This window comes from Thioclava sp. FR2 (genome assembly GCF_051200875.1).
Classification (GTDB): Bacteria; Pseudomonadota; Alphaproteobacteria; order Rhodobacterales; family Rhodobacteraceae; genus Pseudotabrizicola.
Map to the genome: position 1 here is coordinate 3,571,574 of NZ_CP195191.1, position 23,111 is coordinate 3,594,684.

Annotated in this window: 22 protein-coding genes; 10 read left to right on the forward strand and 12 right to left on the reverse strand. The window is 61.8% G+C overall.

The annotated features are described in order from the left end of the window. Positions 1-9 precede the first annotated feature (9 nt). Positions 10-879 carry a MurR/RpiR family transcriptional regulator gene (locus ACSBLW_RS17290; protein WP_435257839.1) on the forward strand — a complete coding sequence of 290 codons (870 nt, stop codon included), beginning with the start codon at positions 10-12 and terminating at the stop codon, positions 877-879. Here ACSBLW_RS17290 and ACSBLW_RS17295 read toward each other — a convergent pair. The 7 genes from ACSBLW_RS17295 to ACSBLW_RS17325 form a co-directional block, all read right to left on the reverse strand. Further along, entirely contained in the window at positions 876-1,760 is an 885-nt protein-coding gene (locus tag ACSBLW_RS17295; RefSeq protein ID WP_435257840.1) for a DMT family transporter, read from the reverse strand. The genes ACSBLW_RS17290 and ACSBLW_RS17295 overlap by 4 nt on opposite strands. A gap of 223 nt (positions 1,761-1,983) precedes the next feature. After that, complete coding sequence (locus tag ACSBLW_RS17300) at positions 1,984-2,910, reverse strand: 2-hydroxyacid dehydrogenase (protein WP_435257841.1); 927 nt, start codon at positions 2,908-2,910, stop codon at positions 1,984-1,986. Between the two features lie 16 nt (positions 2,911-2,926). After that, on the reverse strand, positions 2,927-4,066 hold the full coding sequence (gene rodA, locus ACSBLW_RS17305; RefSeq protein ID WP_435257842.1) for a rod shape-determining protein RodA: 1,140 nt from the start codon (positions 4,064-4,066) through the stop codon (positions 2,927-2,929). 9 nt (positions 4,067-4,075) lie between these two features. After that, entirely contained in the window at positions 4,076-6,019 is a 1,944-nt protein-coding gene (gene mrdA, locus ACSBLW_RS17310; RefSeq protein ID WP_435257843.1) for a penicillin-binding protein 2, read from the reverse strand. Positions 6,020-6,051: 32 nt separating this feature from the next. Continuing rightward, positions 6,052-6,591, reverse strand: a complete 540-nt coding sequence (locus ACSBLW_RS17315) for a rod shape-determining protein MreD (protein WP_435257844.1) — start codon at positions 6,589-6,591, stop codon at positions 6,052-6,054. After that, positions 6,584-7,567, reverse strand: a complete 984-nt coding sequence (gene mreC, locus ACSBLW_RS17320) for a rod shape-determining protein MreC (protein ID WP_435257845.1) — start codon at positions 7,565-7,567, stop codon at positions 6,584-6,586. Before mreC ends, ACSBLW_RS17315 begins: the two co-directional genes overlap by 8 nt. Positions 7,568-7,626: 59 nt before the next feature. Beyond that, positions 7,627-8,661, reverse strand: coding sequence for a rod shape-determining protein (locus tag ACSBLW_RS17325; RefSeq protein ID WP_435257846.1), 1,035 nt, complete (start codon positions 8,659-8,661; stop codon positions 7,627-7,629). 234 nt (positions 8,662-8,895) lie between these two features. On the opposite strand from ACSBLW_RS17325, the gene ACSBLW_RS17330 reads away from it, so the two are divergent. Both ACSBLW_RS17330 and ACSBLW_RS17335 read left to right on the forward strand, forming a co-directional pair. Then, positions 8,896-9,654 carry an SDR family NAD(P)-dependent oxidoreductase gene (locus ACSBLW_RS17330; RefSeq protein ID WP_435257847.1) on the forward strand — a complete coding sequence of 253 codons (759 nt, stop codon included), beginning with the start codon at positions 8,896-8,898 and terminating at the stop codon, positions 9,652-9,654. Positions 9,655-9,684: 30 nt separating this feature from the next. Beyond that, a complete protein-coding gene (locus ACSBLW_RS17335; protein ID WP_435257848.1) occupies positions 9,685-10,434 on the forward strand; it encodes a PGN_0703 family putative restriction endonuclease in 750 nt (249 codons plus the stop codon). Between the two features lie 18 nt (positions 10,435-10,452). Here ACSBLW_RS17335 and ACSBLW_RS17340 read toward each other — a convergent pair whose 3' ends face one another. After that, entirely contained in the window at positions 10,453-10,674 is a 222-nt protein-coding gene (locus ACSBLW_RS17340; protein WP_435257849.1) for a hypothetical protein, read from the reverse strand. A gap of 96 nt (positions 10,675-10,770) precedes the next feature. Between ACSBLW_RS17340 and ACSBLW_RS17345 the strand changes: the two genes are divergently transcribed. Then, entirely contained in the window at positions 10,771-11,703 is a 933-nt protein-coding gene (locus tag ACSBLW_RS17345; protein ID WP_435257850.1) for a LysR family transcriptional regulator, read from the forward strand. 69 nt (positions 11,704-11,772) lie between these two features. Here ACSBLW_RS17345 and ACSBLW_RS17350 read toward each other — a convergent pair whose 3' ends face one another. Together ACSBLW_RS17350 and ACSBLW_RS17355 are read right to left on the reverse strand one after the other, a co-directional pair. Continuing rightward, positions 11,773-12,843, reverse strand: coding sequence for a zinc-binding dehydrogenase (locus tag ACSBLW_RS17350; protein WP_435257851.1), 1,071 nt, complete (start codon positions 12,841-12,843; stop codon positions 11,773-11,775). A gap of 107 nt (positions 12,844-12,950) precedes the next feature. Beyond that, positions 12,951-14,525 (reverse strand): 2-isopropylmalate synthase, encoded by a 1,575-nt coding sequence (locus ACSBLW_RS17355; RefSeq protein ID WP_435260150.1) that lies wholly within the window; start codon positions 14,523-14,525, stop codon positions 12,951-12,953. A 323-nt stretch (positions 14,526-14,848) separates the two neighbouring features. Between ACSBLW_RS17355 and ACSBLW_RS17360 the strand changes: the two genes are divergently transcribed. Further along, the gene (locus tag ACSBLW_RS17360) at positions 14,849-15,247 is read left to right on the forward strand and encodes a lysozyme inhibitor LprI family protein (RefSeq protein ID WP_435257852.1); all 399 of its coding nucleotides are present in this window, start codon (positions 14,849-14,851) and stop codon (positions 15,245-15,247) included. 141 nt (positions 15,248-15,388) lie between these two features. Here the strand turns inward: ACSBLW_RS17360 and ACSBLW_RS17365 are convergent, their stop codons facing one another. Beyond that, the gene (locus ACSBLW_RS17365; protein ID WP_435257853.1) at positions 15,389-15,529 is read right to left on the reverse strand and encodes a hypothetical protein; all 141 of its coding nucleotides are present in this window, start codon (positions 15,527-15,529) and stop codon (positions 15,389-15,391) included. 121 nt (positions 15,530-15,650) lie between these two features. On the opposite strand from ACSBLW_RS17365, the gene ACSBLW_RS17370 reads away from it, so the two are divergent. The 5 genes from ACSBLW_RS17370 to ACSBLW_RS17390 all read left to right on the forward strand — a co-directional run bounded on the left by ACSBLW_RS17370 (position 15,651) and on the right by ACSBLW_RS17390 (position 21,518). Next, positions 15,651-17,372, forward strand: coding sequence for a hypothetical protein (locus tag ACSBLW_RS17370; protein ID WP_435257854.1), 1,722 nt, complete (start codon positions 15,651-15,653; stop codon positions 17,370-17,372). Between the two features lie 163 nt (positions 17,373-17,535). Beyond that, positions 17,536-18,636: a GSCFA domain-containing protein gene (locus ACSBLW_RS17375; RefSeq protein ID WP_435257855.1), complete on the forward strand. Its 1,101-nt coding sequence runs from the start codon at positions 17,536-17,538 to the stop codon at positions 18,634-18,636. Beyond that, on the forward strand, positions 18,626-19,303 hold the full coding sequence (locus ACSBLW_RS17380) for a hypothetical protein (protein WP_435257856.1): 678 nt from the start codon (positions 18,626-18,628) through the stop codon (positions 19,301-19,303). The genes ACSBLW_RS17375 and ACSBLW_RS17380 overlap by 11 nt, the downstream gene beginning before the upstream one ends. 26 nt (positions 19,304-19,329) lie before the next feature. Then, entirely contained in the window at positions 19,330-19,992 is a 663-nt protein-coding gene (locus ACSBLW_RS17385; protein WP_435257857.1) for an SDR family NAD(P)-dependent oxidoreductase, read from the forward strand. Beyond that, the gene (locus tag ACSBLW_RS17390; RefSeq protein ID WP_435257858.1) at positions 19,986-21,518 is read left to right on the forward strand and encodes a cryptochrome/photolyase family protein; all 1,533 of its coding nucleotides are present in this window, start codon (positions 19,986-19,988) and stop codon (positions 21,516-21,518) included. The genes ACSBLW_RS17385 and ACSBLW_RS17390 overlap by 7 nt, the downstream gene beginning before the upstream one ends. Positions 21,519-21,612: 94 nt before the next feature. Here the strand turns inward: ACSBLW_RS17390 and ACSBLW_RS17395 are convergent, their stop codons facing one another. Further along, on the reverse strand, positions 21,613-23,100 hold the full coding sequence (locus ACSBLW_RS17395; RefSeq protein WP_435257859.1) for an MORN repeat-containing protein: 1,488 nt from the start codon (positions 23,098-23,100) through the stop codon (positions 21,613-21,615). Between the last annotated feature and the right edge of the window lie 11 nt (positions 23,101-23,111).

Consider the following 23,111-nt stretch of genomic DNA (forward strand, 5'->3'; position numbering starts at 1 on the left):
GGGTTCAGGATGGATATTGCGACGACCATCGAAGACCGGATGCGCGCAGCCCTGTCAGATTTGACACGGGCCGAACGCCAGTTGGCGACCCATATTCTGCGGCATTATCCCGTCGCGGCACTGGGGTCGATTACGGCCTTGGCCAAAGCGGCCGAGGTCTCGACGCCGACGGTCGTCCGGCTTTGCCAAAAGCTTGGGTTCAAAGGTTATCCAGATTATCAGGGCGCGTTGCGCGGCGAGGTCGAGGCCATGCTCGTTTCTCCCATCGCCAAGCATGACCGCTGGGCCGGCGGCGCGCCTGACACCCATATGCTGAACCGGTTCGCCGACGCTGTGGTGGCCAACCTTCAGGCCACGCTCGGCCAGATCGACCATGCAGAATTTGACGCCGCCGCGGCGCTGTTGGCCGACAATGGGCGGCGCGTATTTGCAATGGGCGGGCGCATCACCCATGCCATGGCCGACTATTTCGTGACCCTGATGAAGGTTGTCCGCCCCGATGTGACCTTGTTGTCAGACATGTCGAACACATGGCCCCCAGCCCTTTTGGACATGCGGCAAGGCGATGTCCTTCTGGTCTTTGACATCCGCCGCTATGAAAACTCGGTCCTGCAACTGGTGGAACTGGCGGTGGAACAAGGGGCCGAGGTGATCCTCATTACCGACCGTTGGGTCAGCCCTGCGGCAGCCCACGCGCGGTTCACCCTGTCCTGTGATATCGAGGCGCCAAGCGCATGGGATTCGACCGTGTCGATCCTTGTGTTGGTGGAAACGCTGCTGGCCGCAGTTCAGGACTTGACCTGGACCCGCACCGAAGAGCGGATGAAGCGGTTGGAGACGCTTTACGACCGCAGCAGGTTCTTCCGCCGCTATCGCTAGGGGATGATGGGCGCCACAGGTTTGCGCCGCGCACCAGATAGCGCGTTAAAAGCGACGGCGGCCAACAGGATCGCACCGCCAACAAAGGTGCCGGAACTGGCGGTCTCTCCCAGAAACAGCCAAACCCAAATCGGTGCCAACAAGACCTCGACCATCGACAAAAGCGTCAGTTCCGCCGCCGGAATCACGGTGCTTCCCGTGGTGTAAAGCGCCATGCCGAAGGCAAGGATCACCGCGCCCATGGCCATTGAAATGGCGATGTCCTTGGCGGGAACAATGACGCCCGTGCCAATTGCAGTTGAAACCACCCCTGCAGCGATGATCGAAAACAGGGCCCCCAGAACGACGGCAGGCATCATGTCCGCCATCTTTCCCCAGCGCAGCGCAATGGTGAAGCCGGCAAAGCCCAGTGCCGACAACAGGGCCGCAACATTGCCCGCCAAGGCCCCGGCTGCCAGACCTTCACGCACCATGATATACATGCCCACCCCGGCCAGCAGGATGGCAAACCACGTTGCCCTCCGGACCGGCTCTTTCAGCAAAAGCCAGCCCAGCACAGCGGCAAGAAAGGGCGAGGCCGAAAAGAGAAACACGGCATTGGCGACAGTGGTGGCCTGAATGGCAAAGATCGCGCCGCCAAAGGCCAGCACCAATCCGATGCCGCCAATGACCCCCGGCCAGCCAACGCCAAGCAACCTGCTCCAAAGCTGCCCGCCCGAGCGCCACCAGATCAAAGCCAGCAGCACCGGAATCACTCCGATCGAGCGCCAGAACAGGACCGCCCAAGTGCCTGCAACCTCGATCTGGCGGATCATCAAGCCCATCAAGGACCAAAGAACGCCAGCAGCAAGAACAAGGATAACTCCGGTGGCGTATTTCATGGGGGACTTCCTGAATTTTCTGGCATCAGAGACTCTGGCCGAACCGGGGTCTATCCCATTCCCGACGCTTTTGCGTCGCGCCTACCCCCGCTGGCGTGATCTGTCGGCACGGCCTTTCGGCCGCATTCCTTTTGGTAAGGGAAGGGGGCGCTGCCCCCTTGCCCTGCTTTTGCACGGCAAAAGCCCTGACCCCCGGGATATTTCAGGCCAAGATAAAGGTGAGTTAGTAGCCCAGGGTGCGGTCGACCAAGTGAAGGAACGGCTCGCCGGCCTCGCCACGCCGGATGTTTTCGGCGATCACGCGTGCGGCGGAAGGTGCCCGGGTATCAGCGGCAATATGGGGGGTGACGGTGACCTGTGGATGGGACCAGAACGGGTGGTCTTTCGGCAAAGGTTCGGTGCGGAAGACATCAAGCGTCGCATGGCCGATCTGACCGCTGTCCAGTGCCGCCAATAGCGCCTCATCGTCGATCAGCGCCCCCCGGCCGGGGTTCAGGATCACAGCGCCGCGCCTGGGAAGAGCCAGCGTGCGAGCATTCAGGACGTTTTCCGTGCCTTGGGTTTTCGGCAATAGAGTGATGACGATCTGCGCGTCGGTCAGGGCGGCGTCCAAACCTTCGTCGCCCGAGAGGCACCGGATGCCGGGCACGGTTTTCGGGCTGCGGCTCCATCCCGTCACGGGGAAGTTCAGCGCCGCCAAGGCACGGGCGCAGGCGGTGCCAAGTTCGCCCAAGCCCAGCAGCGTGACGGGCCGCTCTCGCGCCAAGGGGGGGCAGGCCGGATCCCAGTTCCGGTTCGGGTTAACGATATGCCGATCCATGCCCAGATGATGGCGCAGGCTGTGACCCACGACCCATTCAACCATGCCCTCTGCCAAGGCCGGGTCGACCATCCGGCACAGCGGTTGGGTCAGGGTCTGATTTCCGACAATGCGTTCCACCCCGGCCCAGAGCGAGAGCACGGCCTTGCAGCGGGTAAAGGGCGTGAAAACCTGCAACGGCGCCGAGGGCGCATAGACGATGTAATCGACCTCTTCGGGCCTTGCCTCCAGCACCAGATCTGCGGTTACTCCGGCCTCGGTCAGTGCTTTGGGCAAGACATCGCGATACTCGTCCCAAAGGCTTGGGGCGGCGAACAGGACAGTGGTCATAAGCGGGCCTCGGATATTAGCGGGGGCGGTGGATATGGGCGCTTTGAATCAAGCCCACGGCCACCAGAAGCACCAGCATTGCCGATCCGCCATAGGAAAGGAAGGGCAGGGGAACGCCCACCACCGGGGCAAGCCCCATCACCATCGACAGGTTGATGGCGAGATAGAGGAAGAAGTTCACCGCGATGCCCATGATCAGAAGGGTCGAGAAGCGGTCTTTGTTCTGCAGCGCCGAGACATACATGAAAATCAGGATCAGTGCATACAGCATCAGGATCGTGAACGCCCCGACAAAGCCGAATTCTTCGCCCAGCACGGTGAAGATGAAGTCGGTCTCTTTTTCGGGCAGGAAATTGAGCCGGCTTTGAGTGCCCTGCATAAAGCCCTTGCCGCTCCAGCCTCCGGAACCCAACGCAATCTGGGCCTGAATGATGTTATAGCCCGCGCCCAAAGGATCGGCGGTGGGGTCAAGGAACGTGTCGATCCGCCGGAACTGATAGTCGTGCAACAGTTGCCATTCGGTGCCGCGGCTGGCGAAAACCGCCCAGACCGTGCCGACGACGCCTGATATCACCACCGCGAAATACCACCAGCTGACCCCAGCCATCAGCATGACGGCGCCACCGATCATCAGGATGATCAGGGCCGTCCCAAGGTTCGGCTGCATCAACACCAAGATCACGGGAATGACAGTCAACAGAACAGGGGCGGCGACCCATAAGGGATGCGAGACCTTTTTCGTGTCCAGCCAGTCGTAATAGGCCGCCAGCATCATCACCAGCGTAACCTTCATCAGTTCCGAGGGTTGCAGGCGAAAGCCCCCGAATTCGATCCAGCGCTGGGCGCCCATGCCGATCGAGCCAAAGAATTCGACCAGCAACAAAAGCCCAATCGAGACCAGATAGGCCAGAAGGCTAAGGTTGCGCCAGAACCAGATTGGCACAAAGGCGATGAAGAACATCGCCACCAGACCGACGCCATAAATTTTCATCTGCCGTCCGGCCCAAATGTCCATCCGACCCCCGGCAATCGAGTAAAGCGCCAGCCAGCCGATGGCCGCAACGGCCGTGACCAGAACGATCAGCGGCCAGTTCAGGTACAAGACCTTGCGCAAGCCGGTGGGGACGAATTTGACGCGATACTCAAGAAAGCTCATCGCCGCGCCTCATGCCTTCGTTGCTTCGGGGGCGCGGCCATCGGCATCACGCAGCGGCAGCTTTTGCAGCATGGATTCGATACGATTGCGCTGCGAGGCCGGATAGGCCGAAAGCGGCGGCAGCCCGTCGCTCAGCGCCCGCAGGATGGCATCGCGGGCGATCGGGGCCGCGGCTGTCGACCCGCCACCACCATGTTCGACCACAACCGCCACGGCGTAGCGCGGGTTGTCATAGGGGGCAAAGCCCACGAACAGCGCATGGTCGCGACGGTTCCACGGCAATTGATCGTTGGAAATAACCCCCCGCGCGCGTTCTGCGGCGGTGATGTTGCGCACCTGACTGGTGCCGGTCTTGCCCGCCCAGACAAGGGTTTCTTCCACGATGCGCGACCCTTTCGCCGTGCCGCGTTCGCTGTTCACCACCGCGTACATCCCGGCCCGGATCTTTCGCAGCGCCGATTCCTCGATCCCCAAGGGCTCTGCCACTGGCACTTCGACGTCGCGCCCGTCGATGGCGCGCACCAGACGCGGCACCACGGCGCGCCCGGTGGCAAGCCGCGCGGTCATCACAGCCAGTTGCAGGGGCGAGGTCAGCACATAGCCTTGGCCGATAGAGGCGTTGATCGTGTCCCCGATCCGCCATTCCTGCTTATGCTGCTCCAACTTCCACTGCTTGTTGGGCATGATGCCCTCGGCAATGGCAGACATCGGAATGTCATGGCGTTGGCCAAGGCCAAGCTTGCGGCCCATTTCGGCAATCTTGTCGATGCCAACCTTTTGCGCCACGTCGTAATAAAAGACGTCGCAGCTTTGCTCGAGCGACTTCTCAAGGTTCACCGCGCCATGTCCGCCACGGTTCCAGCAGTGGAACTTGCGCCCGCCCACTTCCAGATGCCCGGGGCAACGCACCGTTGTATCAACGCCAATCACGCCCTCTTGCAGCGCGGCCAGTGCGGTAACCATCTTGAAAGTCGACCCCGGTGGATAGACGCCTTGGACGGTCTTGTTCGCCAAGGGGCGGTGGTCGTTTTCGGTCAGCGCATTGTAATCGGTATGGCTGATCCCGCGCACAAACAGGTTGGGGTCAAAAGACGGTGACGAGGCGATGGCAATAATATCGCCGTTCGTCACGTCCATCACTACGACCGCGGCGGATTCGTCCCCCAACCGCGCCTGCACGAAATTCTGCACATCGGCGTCGATCGTCAGCCGGATATCGGCCCCCGGATCGCCCTCTTGCCGTTCCAGTTCGCGCATCACGCGGCCCACGGCATTCACTTCGATCCGCCGCGTTCCGGCAGAACCGCGCAAATAGTCTTCCATCCAGCGCTCGACCCCGATTTTGCCGATCTGGAATTTGGGAATGGTCAACAGCGGGTCCGGGGTTTCCAAGGCTTGCAGATCGCGCTCTGACACCGGGCCGACATAGCCCACCACATGCGCGAAATCGGTATCGCGCGGATAGATGCGGCTCAGCCCGAACTCAGGGGACACCCCGGGCAAAGAGGGCGAATTCAATGCCACCTTGGAAAGATCATCCCATGTCAGGCGGTCAGCGACAGTGACCGGCGCAAAGGGCGAGGTCCGCTTCATCTCTTTCGCGGTCCGTTCCAGATCTTCGGCACTCAGTGGAATGACATGCGCCAACTTTGTCAGCACCGCATCCACGTCGCCCGCATCTTCGCGGGTAATCACCACCCGGTAATTCTGTTCGTTTCCGGCAATCAGCTTGCCATTGCGGTCCTGAATCAGCCCGCGTGCCGGCGGGATAAGGCGAATGGAAATCCGGTTTTCTTCTGCCAGCAGCTTGAACTGGTCGGCCTGTTCCACCGACAGATACCGCATCCGCCCGCCCAAAACCGCAAACATCGCCGTCATCGCCCCGCCCAAAAGCAGGGCCCGGCGATGCGTCACGCGCGCGGCGTCATCGGTTTCTTTCGGGCTTCGTCTCACGGCTCTCTCTCAGGCCCCGCTGTCACAATCAATCACAGTCGGCGTCCATAACTGTCGACTTCACCGGTCGCAGGCTTGCGAAGGTCAAAGGCAAAACGGCTGGCGCCGACCACAAGGGGATAGCACAGGATGGACCACAAAACCTGCATCATGGCAAAGCCGAATCCGCCCTGCGGCAGGAACGAAAGCGTGAACACCAACCGATAGGCCAACAGGCAAGAGACCATCAACGCTGCCACCAAGGCCCATTCCACGGTAAAGGTCAGCTCGCGTGTCAGCGCAATCCGGCTCCGGACGAATTCGACCGCAACCACGACAAGGGCGGTCCAAAGCCCCGGCGGGCGCATCAGAATGATGTCCTCAACCAGCAAGGCCCCCGCCAAGAGCCAAACCGGCAAGTAGTCCGGGCGCCGCGTGGCCCAGGCGAAAATCACGCAAAGCAGGATGTCGGGCCCCGGCCAGCTTCCCGCCTGATCGCCCAAAGGCAACAGGCGGGCAAACAGCAAAACCAAGGCGATCACGATGAACAGGCCCCGGTATAGCCAAACCCCCGAGCGGACCGGTTCAATCATTGCCGCTATCCGTTTCGGTCGTGGCATCGGCCTCGGGCGCCGCATCCGGCTGCGTGCCGCGGGCAGGGATGGCATCGGTGTTCAACGCGTCGCTTGTGTCCGGCCCATCGGGCAAAAGGGGCGGCGCGATCAGGGCGCCGGCATCGGTGATCGGCGCCAGTTCATGGCTGCGCAGCACGCGCAGGAATTCCAGCCGCTGATAATCGGCGCTGAGCGAAACCCGTAGCCGCCGATCATTGCCCATCACCACCTGACCGACCAAAAGACCCGCCGGGAACATGCCGCCATCGCCAGAACTCACCACCCGGTCGCCCGGTCGCACTTCGTCGGCGTCTTCGAGAAAGTCCAACGGTGGCAGGGTCGAGTTATCACCCGATAAAAGCGCTTTCTGCCCCGAAGGCTGCACGGTCACAGGCACACGGCTGTTGGTATCAGTCAGCAGGATCACCCGGCTGGTCCGTTGTCCCACGCCGGAAATCCGGCCCACCACGCCGATCCCGTCCATCGTGGCCCAGCCATCGCGAATGCCATCGCGCTCGCCCACATTGATCAGGACAGATTGCCGGAACGGGCTGCCGCTGTCGGCCAGCACTTGCCCCGTCACATGGGTCAATTGCGGGTCAAGCCGCACCTTGTTCAAATCCAGCAGCCGCGCGTTTTGCTGTTCCAGTTGCAGCGCGGCTTCTTTCCAAGCCTTCATCTGCTGCAATTCACGCCGCAACTCTTGGTTCTGTTCGTAAAGGCTTGCATAGCTTTGGAACTGGTCGACCATATCGGTCGCCTTGCTGACCGGCACCAAGGCCCAATCGAAGGACGGTACGATCCGGTCAATCAGCGCTGCCCGGAACCGTTCGACCCTTGGGCTGTCAATCCGCCACAAAAGGAAAATGCCGAAAAGGACCAGCACCAATATGCCAACCAGCACCCGACGCAGCGGGCGCGAAAACTCTTCGGGGTCGGTACGCGTCTTTGCCATGGCCGTCCCAATCTGCCCGACACAGGATCGGCCCGTAAAGACCGATCAGATGCCGTGGATCAGCTGTCGTAGTCGATCACATGACGCAGTTGCTTTTCATATTCCAGCGCCTTGCCAGTGCCCAAAGCCACACAATTCAGTGACTCGTTGGCGACGCTGATCGAAAGCCCGGTCTGTTCCCGCAAGCTCAGATCCAGATCGCCCAACAGCGCACCGCCACCGGTCAGCATCACGCCGCGGTCAACGATATCGGCGGCAAGGTCCGGGGGCGTCGCTTCCAAGGCCTGCATCACCGCATCACAAATCGCCTGCACCGGTTCGGCCAAAGCCTCGGCCACCTGCGCCTGATTGATCTCGGTTTCCTTCGGCACGCCGTTCAGCAGGTCGCGCCCGCGAATTTGCATCGCAGCGCCGCGCCCGTCATCGGGCATCCGCGCCGTACCGATGCTGGTCTTGATCCGCTCTGCCGTCGATTCCCCGATCAACAGGTTCTGATGGCGGCGCAGATAGCTGATGATCGCCTCGTCCATCCGGTCGCCGCCGACGCGGACCGACCGCGCATAAACGATGTCACCCAGCGACAGGACGGCCACTTCGGTCGTACCACCGCCAATATCGACCACCATGTTCCCCGTCGGGTCGGTGATCGGCATGCCTGCGCCAATCGCCGCCGCAATCGGCTCCGCAATCAGACCCGCGCGCCGTGCACCTGCCGACAGAACCGACTGGCGGATTGCCCGCTTTTCCACCGGCGTCGCCCCGTGCGGCACGCAGACGATGATCTTGGGCTTTGAAAACGTCGTGCGCTTGTGCACCTTGCGGATGAAATGCTTGATCATCTCTTCCGCACTGTCGAAATCGGCAATAACCCCATCCCGCATCGGGCGGATCGCCTCGATCGTGCCGGGGGTCCGGCCCAGCATCAGCTTGGCATCTTCCCCCACGGCCAGAACCTGCTTCTTGCCGTCCTTGACGTGATAGGCCACCACCGAAGGCTCGTTCAAAACGATCCCCTTGCCCCGGATATAGACCAGTGTATTCGCGGTTCCGAGGTCAATCGCCATATCCGACGAGAAGAGGCCAGAGAGCGCCATGGGGTGTCCTTTGCAAACGTCAATGGTCCCGCGACTCGGCGCAGGCCGGGCGGGCGCCTCCATATAAGGATGTGGGCAAATAAGCGAAACCCCCATGCGAAAAACCGCGCGCACATCCGCGTGTTTGACCTTTTCCAACCTTTCGGCCTGTTGAAGGCCCACATTTGCAGCCCGGCTTGCAGGATTGAAACCTGCGCCCCATGATAGCCTTGCCAAAAGCGGCAGGAGGAACGGATGGCAGGGGTAAAAGATCGTGTGGCATTGGTCACCGGAGCGGGTTCTGCCGGGGGAATCGGCTTCGCCATCGCCCGTTCGCTGATCGCTGCGGGCGCGCGCGTCTGCGTCACTGCAACCTCAGATCGCGTCCATGATCGCGGGCGCGAACTGGGGTGCCTGTCGCTGACGGCTGACCTGACCAAGCCCGATCAGGTGGCCGCGCTCTTTGCCGAGGTTACGGCCAAGCTGGGCCCGGTCGAGCTTTTGGTGAACAATGCAGGCATGGTCCAGACCGGACACGACATCCCCCGCCAACGCCTTGCGGGCTGGTCCGATACCGATTGGGCGCATCACATGGCGCTGAACATCAACACCACCTTCCATTGCTGCCGCGCGGCACTGCCCGGCATGGCCGCCCGTGGCTTTGGCCGCATCGTCAACATCTCCTCCGTCACCGGCCCGGTCGTCACCATCGACGGCTCCTCCGCCTATGCAACAGCCAAGGCCGCCATCACCGGCATGACCCGCTCCATCGCGCTGGAATATGGAAGGCAAGGCATCACCTGCAACGCCATCCTGCCGGGCTGGATCGAAACCGCCTCCAGCAGCGCGGAAGAAATCGAGGCCGGAAAACGCACCCCCGCTGGCCGCCCCGGCACCCCCGCCGAAATCGCCGCCGCCGCGCTCTTTCTCGCCTCGGAAGAGGCCTCTTATGTCACCGGCACCATGTTGGTGGTTGACGGCGGCAACACGCTGCAAGAGATGAAGGGCGCGTGATCCGCCGCGCGCCTCAAAAAGGATATCGCCGTGACTGACCCCGAATTTCTTCCCGGCGTTCCCGGCGATCTGGTCCTTGCCGCTCTGCGCCGCTCTCCCGGCAACGAACTGGCCAGCGGCAAATTCTCCAGCCCTGAATCCTCCGCAGCCCTTGCCGCCAATGCCTTTGGCTGGTTCCTGGAACGACCAACCCAGCTACCTGCCCTCCCGTCTGTGCCCATGGGCGCCCCGCTGGAGGTCCAGATTGAGGCCGAAATGCATTTTCCGTGGCGCGGCGGGCGTCACCCTTGGCTAGATGCCGCCATCACCACCGCCACCACGCTGGTCGGCGTCGAAAGCAAGCGCTACGAACCTTTCCGCCCGAAAAAGGCAACCAGCTTTACCGAGGCTTACGGTAGCCGTGATTGGGGGCAGGGCATGGCCCCCTGGAACGACATGCGCCTCGCCTTGGAAAAGGGCGCGCAGACCTATTCCAATCTCGATGCCGTCCAGCTTGTGAAACATGCCTATGGCCTGAAAACGCAGGCGGCAAAACGCGGCTTGGGCGCAGTGCTTGTCTACCTTCATGCCGCCCCCGCTCAATGGGCAAATGGCAAACCGGTCTCCCCAACGGCGATTGCCCAGCACGAGGCCGAGATTGCGTCCTTCGCCCAATCTGTCCGCGGCGCAGACGTAACCTTCGTTGCCTTGCGCTGGGCCGATCTCTTGGGCCAATGGGCAGCAAACCCGGCTCTGGCCGAACATTCTGCCGCCGTTTCCCAAACCTTCGGCCCGATTTGAATGCAGCGGCACAACGCCTCAGCGTTGCGCTGCTTGGCTCATCTCACAGCCCGCTTTGCAGCACGGCTCCTGCACCGTGCCCCGCCGGCGAAAGGCAATCGGAAAGCGCGCCTCTCCCATCACCCGCTGACGAAGCGATCCGCGGTCGATATCCATATCGTCCAGCAACCGGTCCGACAGACCGGCCAGCTGCACCGCCTCGCCCTGCGCCACCCACCACGCTTTCAACTCCGTCCACATAATCGCCTCCGTCTTCACGCAGGCCTTGTTTTGCCTCAAAAGACATTCTGTGATAATCCGGCATTATCTTCATGTCCTTTTAAGTGTGGCTAAACAATGCGCCCCTCCGACTTCGCTGAACTCCGCGCCTTCGCCGCCGTCCTCCGGCACGGCACCTTTACCCGTGCCGCCGCCTATCTGGGCGTCTCTCCCTCTGCCCTCAGCCAGTCCGTCTCGGCCCTCGAAGACCGCCTCGGCCAAAGACTTCTGAACCGCACGACGCGGTCAGTCGCCCCCAGCGATGCCGGTCAAAGGCTTGCCGAACGCCTGCTTCCCGTGCTCGACGATCTCGACAACGTCATTGATGCCAGCTTTTCGGCAGGTGGAGAGGTCGCAGGCCGTCTGCGGCTCGATGTGGTCTCCATCGCGCTGCCACATCTGGAGCGGCTGGTGCCGGCCTTCCTGAAGAAATACCCGCATGTCCGGCTTGAAATCGCCTCGAATGACCGTCTCGTCGACATTGTCGCCGAAGGCTTTGATGCCGGGATCCGTCTGGCCGAACGGCTTGAGGCCGATATGATCGCCCTCCCGCTGGGCGGCGATCTGCGCATGGCCTGCGTGGCCTCCCCAGACTATCTCGCCCGCAACCCGGCCCCCCGCCACCCGCGCGATCTGGCCGATCACAAATGCCTTGTGACCGTCAGCCCCTCGACAGGCAGCCCCTATCGCTGGGAATTCGACCGCCAGACCACCACCGGGCCCGAGATGCTTCAGATCGCCGTCGATGGCCCGCTAATCACCCGCTGGGTGCCGATCCGCCTCGCCGCCGCCGAGGCCGGGGTCGGCATCGGCTATTTCTTCGAAGACGAGGTGGCCGAGGCCATCACCGCCGGACGACTTGTCCGCCTGCTGGCTGATTGGACGCCGCCTTTTCCGGGCTGCTTCCTCTACTATCCCAGCCGCCGCAATCCACCGCTGCCGCTCCGGGCCTTCATCGACCACCTGAAATCCGCGCCTCTTCCTTCGTCAGATCCCCCTTTATCTTGGTGAAAATATCCCGGGGGTCAGCGGCTTGGGCCTGCCCAAGACGCGAAAAGGGGGCAGCGCCCCCTTGGCCTTTCACCCGGCGCCTGGCGGGATCAGCACGATCTTTCCCAAATGCCGCTTTTCCTCAAACAGCTTCTGCGCCTCGACGATCCGCTCCAACGGCATCTCCGCCGCGACCAAGGGCGCAATCTCCCCCCGCTCCACATAGCCAATCAGGTTCGGAAAAACCTCCGCCGCCCAAGCCGTGCAGCCCATCAGCGTCAGGTCGTTCAGATACATCACCCGCAGGTCCAGCGGCACCACGGGCCCCGCAATCGCGCCCGAGGTCACATAGCGCCCCCCACGTCGCAGCAACGCCAACAGCGTGCCAAAGCCCGGCCCGCCCACATTGTCGACCACCACATCCACAGCCTTCGTCCCCAGCACCGCCACAGGATCATCGCCCCGCACCAAGACCTTTGCAGCCCCAAGCGCCTGCACTTGCGCGCGCTTGTCTGCCGAGGTGATGGCAATCACCTCCGCCCCCCGCCGCCGCGCCAATTGCACCACCGCCGACCCCACACCGCCCGAGGCCCCCGGCACCAAGACCCGCATCCCGGCAGCGACTCCCGCCCGGTGCAGCATGTTTTCCGCCGTGCCACAGGCACAGGGCAGGCTCGCCAATTCCGCATCGCGCCAGCCAGATCGAACGACGAACACCTCCCGCGCTGGCACGGTCACATATTGCGCAAAGGCGCCGTCGATGTTCGACCCCAGCCAAACGGCCCCGGGCACCCCCGTTTCCGGGTCGTCCATGCAGGGCCGCACCAAGACGCGCTGCCCCAGCAACTCCGCTGATGCGCCCGCGCCCAGCTGCACCACCCGGCCACAGCAGTCCGTGCCTTGGATCAAGGGAAAAGGCGTGGCCCCATCCCAGCCGCCCGCAGCCACCGGGTCATCTCCACGCGTCTCTGCCGTGCCCCCGGTCACCTCGGGCGCATACCAGCCCAGACGGGTGTTCAGATCGGTATTATTCACCGCCGCCGCCAAGACCTGCACCAGCACACTGCCCGGCCCCGGGTCTGGCCGCGGCACCTCGCGCCAGATCAGCCGGTCAAAGCCGCCGGTTCCGGTTGTCACCACCGCCCACATGCTGTTGCCCATCGCCCGCCCCATTTTCTGTTGAAAAATATCCCGGGGGAGAGCGGTTTTCACCGAAAACCGCGAGGGGGCAGCGCCCCCTCGCCAACCGTTCGGCTGCGTCCCCCGGCCTATTCGCCGTGGTAGGTCACCGTTTTCACATCATCGCCCGGGGCCGATTTCTGCCGCCGCACGATCAGTTTGTTCAGGGCGTTCACATAGGCCTTCGTGCTCGCCACAATCGTGTCGGTATCCGCCGAAGACCCGGTCACGATCCGCCCGTCTTCCTGCAACCGCACCGAAACCGTGGCCTGGGCATCCGTGCCTTCGGTCACTGCATGCACCTGATAAAGCTCCAGCCGCGCATGATGCGGGAACAGCATCTTGACGCAGTTGAAGGCCGCATCCACAGGCCCGTCGCCGGTAGCGTCGATGGTATGATCCACCCCGTCAATGGTCAGCGTCAGTTCGGCCTCTTGCGGGCCTTCGGTGCCACAGACCACGCGCAGGCGTTTGACCTGCATGTAATCATGCTCTTCATTCGTCGCCTGATCGGCCACCAGCGCGATCAGATCGTCGTCATAGACTTCCTTCTTGCGGTCAGCCAAGGCCTTGAACCGCACGAAAACATCGTTCAGCTGATTGTCCGCCAGATCATAGCCCAGCTCTTTCAGCTTCGCCCGCAGCGCAGCGCGGCCCGAATGCTTGCCCATGGCGATGTTCTTCTGAACAAGGCCGATATCCTCGGGCCGCATGATCTCAAAGGTCTCGACATTCTTCAGCACGCCATCCTGGTGAATGCCGCTTTCATGCAAGAAGGCGTTCTTCCCGACGATGGCCTTGTTGAACTGCACGTTAAAGCCCGAAACGCTGGCCACACGGCGGCTCAGGTTCATGATCTTCGTGGTGTCGATCCGCGTCTCGAAGGGCAGGATGTCATGGCGCACCTTCATCGCCATCACAACCTCTTCCAACGCGGTGTTGCCCGCGCGCTCGCCCAGGCCATTGATCGTGCATTCGATCTGCCGGGCACCGGCCTCAACAGCGGCCAGCGAATTCGCCGTCGCCATGCCCAAATCGTTGTGGCAATGGGTGGCAAAGGTGATCGTGTCCGCCCCCGGCACCCGCTCCAGAAGCATGCGGATGATATCGGCGCTTTCGCGCGGATAGGTATAGCCCACAGTGTCGGGAATGTTGATCGTCGTGGCCCCCGCCTTGATCGCGATCTCGACCACCCGGCACAGGTAATCGCTTTCGGTCCGAGTCGCGTCCATCGGCGACCACTGCACGTTGTCGCACAGGTTGCGCGCATGCGTCACGGTCTCATGGATGCGCTCGGCCATCTGGTCCATGTCCAGGTTCGGAATGGCGCGGTGCAGCGGCGAGGTGCCGATAAAGGTGTGAATGCGCGGGCTTTTCGCGTGCTTCACGGCCTCCCAGCAGCGGTCGATGTCCTTGAAATTCGCCCGTGCCAGCCCGCAAATGGTCGAATTGCGCGACCGCTTGGCAATCTCGCTCACCGCCGCGAAATCGCCTTCACTGGCAATCGGGAAACCGGCCTCGATGATATCGACGCCCATCTCATCCAGAAGGCTGGCAATCTCCAGCTTCTCTTCATGGGTCATCGTCGCCCCGGGCGACTGCTCGCCATCGCGCAGCGTGGTATCGAAAATCAGAACGCGGTTCTGCTTGGTCATGTCGGTAATCCTTGTCTCTTAGCCTTGGTGCGTGTCGGGGGCGCTGTTCACCTCTGAGCGGTCGCGCCCGTAAAGGCACGCTCAGAGGCGGCTAAGAAGAAGCAGTCCACGGGGCAGTAGGGCGCTGAATGCGCATGCCGTGCCAGTAATGATCCGATCCCGTGTCATAGGGCGCGACGATACGGATAGGGGCAGGAAGGTCAAGGGGGAAATGACGCGGCGAAAAGAAGTCCGGTTTCTGAAAAAAATCTGCGACGGACGAACGTCCAGTCTTTGATTTCCGCGTCCCCGCCGTCACACTCGAACTCTTGTTTCTCTCCATAGGTTCAGCCATGTCCTTTTCTTCAAAACTTCCCGTCATTTGCGCGATCGCCCTTTTCCCCGCTGTCGCCATCGCAGACCCGTCTCTGGAATGCAGTCTCAGCAGTGGAAGCCAGGTGGAAATCGGCAATTGCGTGGCCGAGGCCGAGGCGACCATCGAGAAAACCCTCGCGCTTGCCCTTGGCTTCGCAACCGACTCGGCCAAATCTCTGGACGAGGCAACAGGCCGACCAATGGCCACCCCCGCGCTCGAAGCGGGCCAAGCCGCATGGGCGGCCTATCGCGACGCACATTGCGACTTTGTCGGCACCACCTTCGGCGGCGGTTCTGGCGCCGGCATCGCGATCCAATCCTGTCGGGTCGAACTGGGCCGCGCCCGCATCGAAGAACTTCTTTCCTACGCACAATAAAGGCCAAAGAGCAAAGGGACGCCGCCGCGCCCTTGTTCTTTCCCCGCCCCTTTTTCGTGTCCTCAAATATCCCGGGGGTCAGCAGATTGGCCAAAGCCAATCTGCGAAAAGGGGGCAGCGCCCCCTTTCGCGGGTCGAGGATCACGGCCAGAACGCCAAACGCAGGTAGAATAGCGCTGACAGCCCCATCACCCAGTCATTGGGCAGGCCCGCCACCGAACCCAAGCAAATCACTGCAAAGGCAAGGTTCACCCCCGGCACGCCAAGCATCCATTTCCACATATCGATCCCTTTCTGTTTGAAAGGGGGCGGGCCCGCACCCCGGTTTTGCGCAGGTTCAATCTGCCCGCTTGCCAAGTGCCGCGCACGACAGGCAAAGTCGGTTTGCTGGTAGGTGAAAATCATGTCGCAAAGTTTCGGGGCCGCATTTGGCCTCTTGGTCAAGCGCAAACGGGGCGAGAGGGGGTGGAAGCAAGGCGCCCTTGGGGCGCTTGTCTTTGCCGACCGTGCCAACAATTCACCTGAACAAACTAAGCAAGACGTGTCGAAACTGGAACGAGGCCTGATCGCCAACCCGCATGAGCGGGTGGTGCAAGCTTATTGCGGGGTGCTGGACATCACCCCGACAGAACTGGAGGATATTCGCCAGTCCACAGCCGAACCGAACCCCGAAATCGTTCAGGCTCTGATCCAGCGCAATGCGACCCTGTCCCAGCAGTTGCATCTTTCGGAAAAACTCGTCGTTGAACTCGCCCGCCGCTATGCCACAGGTCCGGTCGAAACCTTCGACATGGCCTTGGCGAGCTTTGAGGCCGCCCTCCGCACAGCCGCCGATCTGAGGGCCCGCGCGGCCTTGCCCTCGAATACGGGCGATGCGGTTCAGGCGGTACTGGCCGAGGTCGCGCGCCTGAACGATCTGGGCAAGCTTGAGGCGGCGGATCAAGCGATTGACGAAGCCATCGCCGCCCAGAATGCGGGGCTTGCCGCCCTGCGCGATCAAGGCGCGGCACAGGCCCGTCTTCGGAACCGCCCCGACCGTGCCGCAGGGCACCTAATTGAACGCTTGCGGATAGGTGCGCCGCAGGATTTCGTCAAATCTCTGCAAGACGCTCAGTTTGAATATTACAAAAGGGGCCGGTCGCAGGGTGTAAGCTTCGACTTGCATGTTTCGATTCATCTCGCACAGGCAAAGTTCCAAGCCGCCAGCAACGCGGAAAGCCGTGGCGATGCCCTAAATGATCGCGCCTTGGCATTGCAATGCCTTGCGGATCGCACAGGGCAGGCCGCGCCATTGTTCGAGGCGATAGAGTATTTCAAGACGGCGGCGAGTGAGTGGAAGGAAGATCAGTACGCTGAAAAAAGGGCGATTTCCTTAACCAATCTGGGTACTTCTCTTGCATCTCTAGGCAAGCAACTCGGCCTAAAGGAAAAGTTGTATGAGGCCGTTGAGGCACATGAAAGTGCCTTGGCGTCGATAACACTAGCGCAGGCACCAGCCACATGGGCAGGGATACAGAACAACCTTGGTAGTGTGCTTCAGGAAATTGGGGAGCTTAGTGCGAGTCCTTGGGCTGTCGATTGCGCTACTCGTGCTTACCATGAGGCCGAAAAAGTTTGGACGAGGTCGGCCTTCCCTTCCGAATGGGCGATGGTTCAGCACAATTTGGGAAATGCACTCGTCACATTCGCTCGGCTGACGCGAGATGCGCAGCATTTGCCGAACGCACTATCCAGATTCGAAGCTGCTTTGATGATCAGGACCAAAGACGCGGAACCCATGAATTGGGCAGAGTCTCGCAATGCCTTGGCAAACGTTCTCCAACAGTTGGGGGTGGCGACGAATACCAAACCGTGGATATCGCAGGCGGTTCAGGCTCATTCAGAAGTGCTGGATGTTTGGAACCTTGAGCATGCGCCGATAAATTGGGCAATGACGCAGGTTAACCTGGCAAATGACCAACTGGCACTGTTTGGTGTGTCGCAAGAAAAGGCCTCGCTATCAGATGCTCGCAGTCATGTACTGGCGGCACGCGACGTGTTCCAGCAGGCGAAGGCCGACATTTACCTCCAGCAAACCAACTCCCTTCTGACCGCAATCGACCGCCTCTCCTCGGGGAGATCTTAAAAAACCGTGAACCCCCGACTCTAAGTCTTTGATTTCCCCCGGTCGTTTTTGCGTCCCCGACGGGGACGGGTAAATTTCCCCCAAAAAGTACTGCTTACCCCCCTGTGCGATTGTTTCCCCATCTGCCACAATCCGACCAAACTCGCCCCGTAACGACGGTTCCATGAAAAAGCCCGCAGCAGCCCCCACCAATCCCTATGCCTCCCTCCCGCCCAAGGCCTTTTGGCGCACGGGTGTGGCCGAGGCCGGGATCTTTGGTCTGACCGATCTCTGGACCTCGAAATGGGACCTGCCCAGCGATGCCCGCTTTGCCACCTTCGGCTCCTGCTTTGCCCAGCATATCAGCCGGGCGCTGAAAGAGCGGCGCATGGGCTGGATCGACGGCGAACCCGCCCCCGGCGGCACGCCCCTCGACCTCGCGCGCGAGTATAATTACGGCGTCTTTTCCGCCCGCACCGCAAATGTCTACACCGCCGCCCAGTTGCGGCTGCTTCTCTCTATGGTGGTCGGCGACACCCCGGTAGATGGCCCGGAAATCTGGGAAGACGCAGATGGCCGTTTCCGCGACAGCCTGCGCCCGGCGATAGAGCCCAATGGATTTTCCAGCCTGAACGAGGCCGTTCTGTCCCGCCTTGCCATGATCCGTGGCCTGAAACGCGCGGTCATCGGGGCCGATGTCTTTGTCTTCACCCTTGGCCTGACCGAGGGGTGGGAGAATACCAAGGCCCAACCCTTCGCCGCATGTCCCGGCACGATGGGCGGGCGCTTTGACCCGGACCAGCACCATTTCGTCAATTACCGATCTGCCGCGATCCGCACCGCGCTGGACGAGTCACTGGCCCTCCTGACCCGTCTGAACCCCGAAATCCACCTGCTCTTGACCGTCAGCCCCGTGCCTCTGACCGCGACCGCCAGCGGCCAACATGTCCTTGTTGCCACCACGCGTTCCAAATCCGTTCTCCGCGCTGTCGCGGGGGAGATGGCCGAGGATGAGGCCCGCGTCGATTACTTCCCCAGTTACGAAATCATCACCGGCGCACCAACCCGTTCGGCATTCTTTGAACCCAATCTGCGGTCGGTCGTCCGGCAGGGGGTGGATACGGTCATGGGTCATTTCTTTGGCGGCCTGCGCCTGACCGCTCCTGCCCGCCACGGGGCCGAGGCCGAGGCCGAAGCTGCCCGCGACCGCGCCATCACCGAGGCGATCGAGGCCGAGGCCTTGGTCTGCGAAGAAGCCGCGTTGGAGGCCTATAATGCGTCCTGACCTGCTCATCATTGGCGACAGCCACACCGCCGCCCTGCAAGAGGCGGCCATTGCGCGCGGCCTGCGGTCCGAGATGCTCTATATCTCCGGCAACTTCTGGCACGAAAACAAGATGCGCCCGCATCCTGACTATGGGCTGACAACCCCCCATCGACGCGGATTGAACCGACGGATTGCCGAGTTTTCGCAAACCGTCGAAGGCTCGGCCTTTCCCAAGGATATTCCGGTTCTGGCCAGCATCGGCTATCATCTGGGCCGCCTCGTCCCGCTGTTTTCGCGGCATGGTCACAGCCCTGACCCGTCCCATGCGGCAGTCACGGAAGAGGCGCTTTTCGTCTCGGATGCTTTCCTTGTGGCCTATATCTTCAGCCACAGGAACAGCCTGTTCCGGCTGCTGCGTCTGGGGGGCTTGGATGCCAATCTTTTGGTCATCGCGCCCCCGATGATTCAGACCGATCCGGTCGCGCTCTATTTTGCGGCCCGCATCACCCGGATCTTGCGCGACCATGGCATTGCCGTGTTCGACCCCCGCGAAGAACCAGACTGGGCCGATCAGCCGCTGCCCGAAAATCTGCGCGCCCCAGATGGCGTGCATGGCAACGAGGCCTATGGGGCCGAGGTTTTGGCGCGGATTTTTGACCGTGATCTGATCCGATTGGCGGCCTGAGCCGAACAAGGGAAAAAGGTTTCCCTATGCGCGCACTCGTTATCGGCGCTTCGGGCGGAATTGGCGCCGCGCTGGCCGTTGCCCTTTCCTCCCAGAGGTATGACGTCACCAGCCTGTCTCGATCGGTCGATGGCTTTGATCTGACGGACGAGGCCAGTATAGCCCACCATCTTGGCGCGCTGAGGGGCGGGTTTGATCGGGTCTTTATTGCCACTGGCGCGCTGGAACTGAACGGTGCAGCGCCCGAGAAGAGCCTGCGCCAGTTGGACCCGGCCACCTTGGCCGCGCAATTCGCGCTCAATGCAACCGGGCCTGCGCTGGTGTTGAAACATTTGCTGCCGCTGATCCCGCGCGAAACACCTGCAAAGATCGCCGTCCTCTCGGCCCGTGTCGGCAGTATCGGCGACAATGGCTTGGGCGGATGGTATGCCTATCGCGCGGCAAAGGCGGCGCTGAACCAATTGGTCCACACCGCCGCCATCGAACTGGCCCGCAGCCATAAACAGGCTGTGCTGGCCTGCCTGCATCCGGGCACTGTCGCCACGCCCCTGACCGCAAAATACGCAGGCAACCACCCGACCGTTCCGCCGGCTGAGGCCGCAGAAAACCTGATGACCGTTCTCGACAGCCTGACACCGGCCCAAACCGGTGGCTTCTTCGATTGGCAGGGAAAGGTCGTGCCGTGGTAAGCCCGCGTCTAGTCCTTGTTCTGGGCGATCAGCTTTCCCACAGCCTTTCCGCACTGACAAAGGCGGACAAGGCCACAGACATCGTGGTGATGGCCGAGGTGATGGCGGAAGGCTCCTATGTCCGTCATCATCCGCAAAAGATTGCCTTGGTCTTGTCCGCCATGCGCCATTTCGCGGAAGAGCTGCAGGAACAGGGTTGGCAAGTCCGCTATTCGCGGCTGGATGATCCCGAAAACAGCCAATCCATAGCGGGCGAACTGCTGCGCCGCGCCTCGGAAACAGGGGCGACCGAAGTTCTGGCAACGCAGCCGGGGGAATGGCGGCTGATCGCTGCGCTGGAAGAGATGCCGCTTTCTGTCACGCTCCGGCCCGACGACCGTTTTCTGTGTTCCGAGGCCGAATTTCAGGACTGGGCCAAGGGTCGCAAACAGCTTCGGATGGAATGGTTCTACCGCGAGATGCGCCGCAAGACCGGCCTGTTGATGGAAGGGGACGATCCGGCAGGTGGACAGTGGAACTTTGACCATGACAATCGCAAGCCCGCCAAACCCAACATGTTTCGCCCGCGCCCCCCGCGTTTTGACCCCGATGACGTGACCGCCGAGGTGCTTGATCTGGTCGAGGCGAAATTCAGCGGCCATTTTGGAAGGCTCCGACCCTTTGGTTGGGCCGTGACCCGCAAGGAGGCCCGTAAAGCCTTGACGCATTTCATCGCGCATGCCTTGCCCAGCTTTGGCGAGGAACAGGACGCCATGCTGAAGGACGACCCGACGCTAAGCCATGCACTGATCTCACCCTATCTGAACCTTGGGCTTCTGGGGTGGCGCGAGGTCTGCGAGGCGGCGGAAGCGGCCTGGAAAACGGGCAAGGCCCCCTTGAACGCAGTGGAAGGTTTCATTCGCCAGATCATCGGCTGGCGCGAATTCATTCGTGGCGTCTATTTTCTGGAAGGCCCGGATTACACCGCGCGCAATGCCTTGGGCGCCGCGCGCGCCCTTCCGCCGCTGTTCTGGGGGGCAAAGACGCAGATGTCCTGCCTTTCTGCGGCGGTGGGCCAGACCCGCGACATGGCCTATGCCCACCATATCCAGCGCCTGATGGTCACCGGCAATTTCGCGATGCTTGCGGGCATTGATCCGGCCGAGGTGCATGAGTGGTATCTGGCGGTCTATGCCGATGCCTTTGAATGGGTCGAGGCCCCGAACACCATCGGGATGAGCCAGTTTGCCGATGGCGGGGTGGTCGGGTCCAAACCCTATGCGGCCTCTGGCGCCTATATTGACCGGATGTCGGATTATTGCGGCAACTGCGCCTATAAGGTGAAGGACAAGACAGGGCCAAAGGCCTGCCCGTTCAACCTGCTATACTGGGATTTCCTGATCCGCCACCGGGAGCGCTTTCAATCAAATCCCCGCATGGCGCAGATGTACCGGACATGGGACAGGGTGGAGGATGCGCGGCGCAAGACCGTGCTGGCAGAGGCGGCTGCCTTCCTGTCCCGTCTTGAGGCCGGAGAAGCAGTGTGATCTCGGCGAAAGGCAGTGCCGTCTTTGCGGGCATCGAGCCCACAAAGACAGCGGTGCCTCCGGCGGGGATATTTAGACCAAGATAAAGGTCAGATCAGTTCTGAGGTTCTGCGGGGGCCGCATTTTCGGCGGGGGGCGGGGCTTCTGCCGGGGCCGCGCTTTCCGTTGCAGCAGGAGTGGGCGATGGGGCGGTGAGGATGCCGCTTTTCCAGATGCCCTCGGCGATCTGGCCGCTGATGTAAGTCAGCTTGCCCTGTCCTTCGCGCCGGCCCTTGACGAAGGCGCCTTCGTAGACGTCGCCATTGGGGTAGGTGGCAAGTCCGACACCGTCAATCTCGCCGGCTTTCCAATCGCCCTCATAGCGGAAACCATCCGCCATGGTGATCGTGCCGCGGCCCTCGCGCAGGCCATTGACGAAGCCCCCGGCATAGACCGTGCCATCGGCATAGGTAGCGGTCCCTTCGCCTTGGCGCTGGCCGTTGACCCAATCCCCGTCATAGCGATAGCCGTCGGGCAAGGTCATCGACCCTTTGCCATTGGGTTGGGCATTGGTGAAGGCCCCGGAATAGACGGCCCCAGAGGGATAGGTGGCCGTCCCTTCGCCTTCAATCGCGCCAGCCTTCCACGCGCCTTCATAGGTCGAGCCATCGACATAGGTCATCTTGCCAAGCCCTTCGGCCTGATCGGCGACCACATCGCCCTCATAGACCGAGCCGTCGGCAAAGGTGATCTTGCCCTTGCCCTGAAGCTTGCCCGCAACCCATTGGCCGTCGAAAACCGTGCCATCGGCAGAACGGAAGGTGCCTTGGCCTTCGCGCTTGTCCGCGACAAAGCCACCTTCGTAAACATCGCCATTGGCATGGGTCATCTTGCCGGTGCCTTGGCGCAGCCCCTCGACGAAGTCGCCCTCGTAGATATCCCCATTGGGCTGGGTCAGCTTGCCCTTGCCGTTGATCTGCCCGGCCTTCCAATCGCCCAGATAGGTCAACCCATCGGGCATGGTCAGCTGGCCAGTCCCCTCGCGCATATTGGCTTTGAAATCCCCGTCATAGACGGCCCCGTCAGCATAGGTGATCTTGCCCTTGCCGTCTTTGACACCATCGACCCAAGCCCCGTCATAGACCGAGTCATTGGCGCCTCTCATCACGCCCTGACCGTGGTGTTTGCCATCGACAAAGGCGCCTTCATAAACCGAACCGTCCGGATAGGTCGCAACGCCTTGCCCGGTCATCTTGCCGCCAGTCCAGTCGCCTTCATAGCTGCCGCCATTGGCATAGGTGATCTTGCCGCGCCCTTCGGGTTTGCCTGCCGCGAACTGGCCCTCATACAGCGAGCCATTGGGGTAGCGCGCCGTGCCGGTGCCGCGAATCTCGCCGTCGACCCACTCGCCGGTGTAGGAATACCCGTTTGGAAGCGTATAGGTGCCGGTGCCATGCTGGCGGCCATCCTTGAAGGTGCCTTCATAGAACGACCCGTCGTCATATTGCTTGGTGACGATCTCGCCGTCTTGCGCCATGGCGGCGCCTGCCAAAGCCAGACCCAGAAATGCCGCTCCGACCAGTCCTCGTGCACCTTGCCGCATTCGCAGGCCCC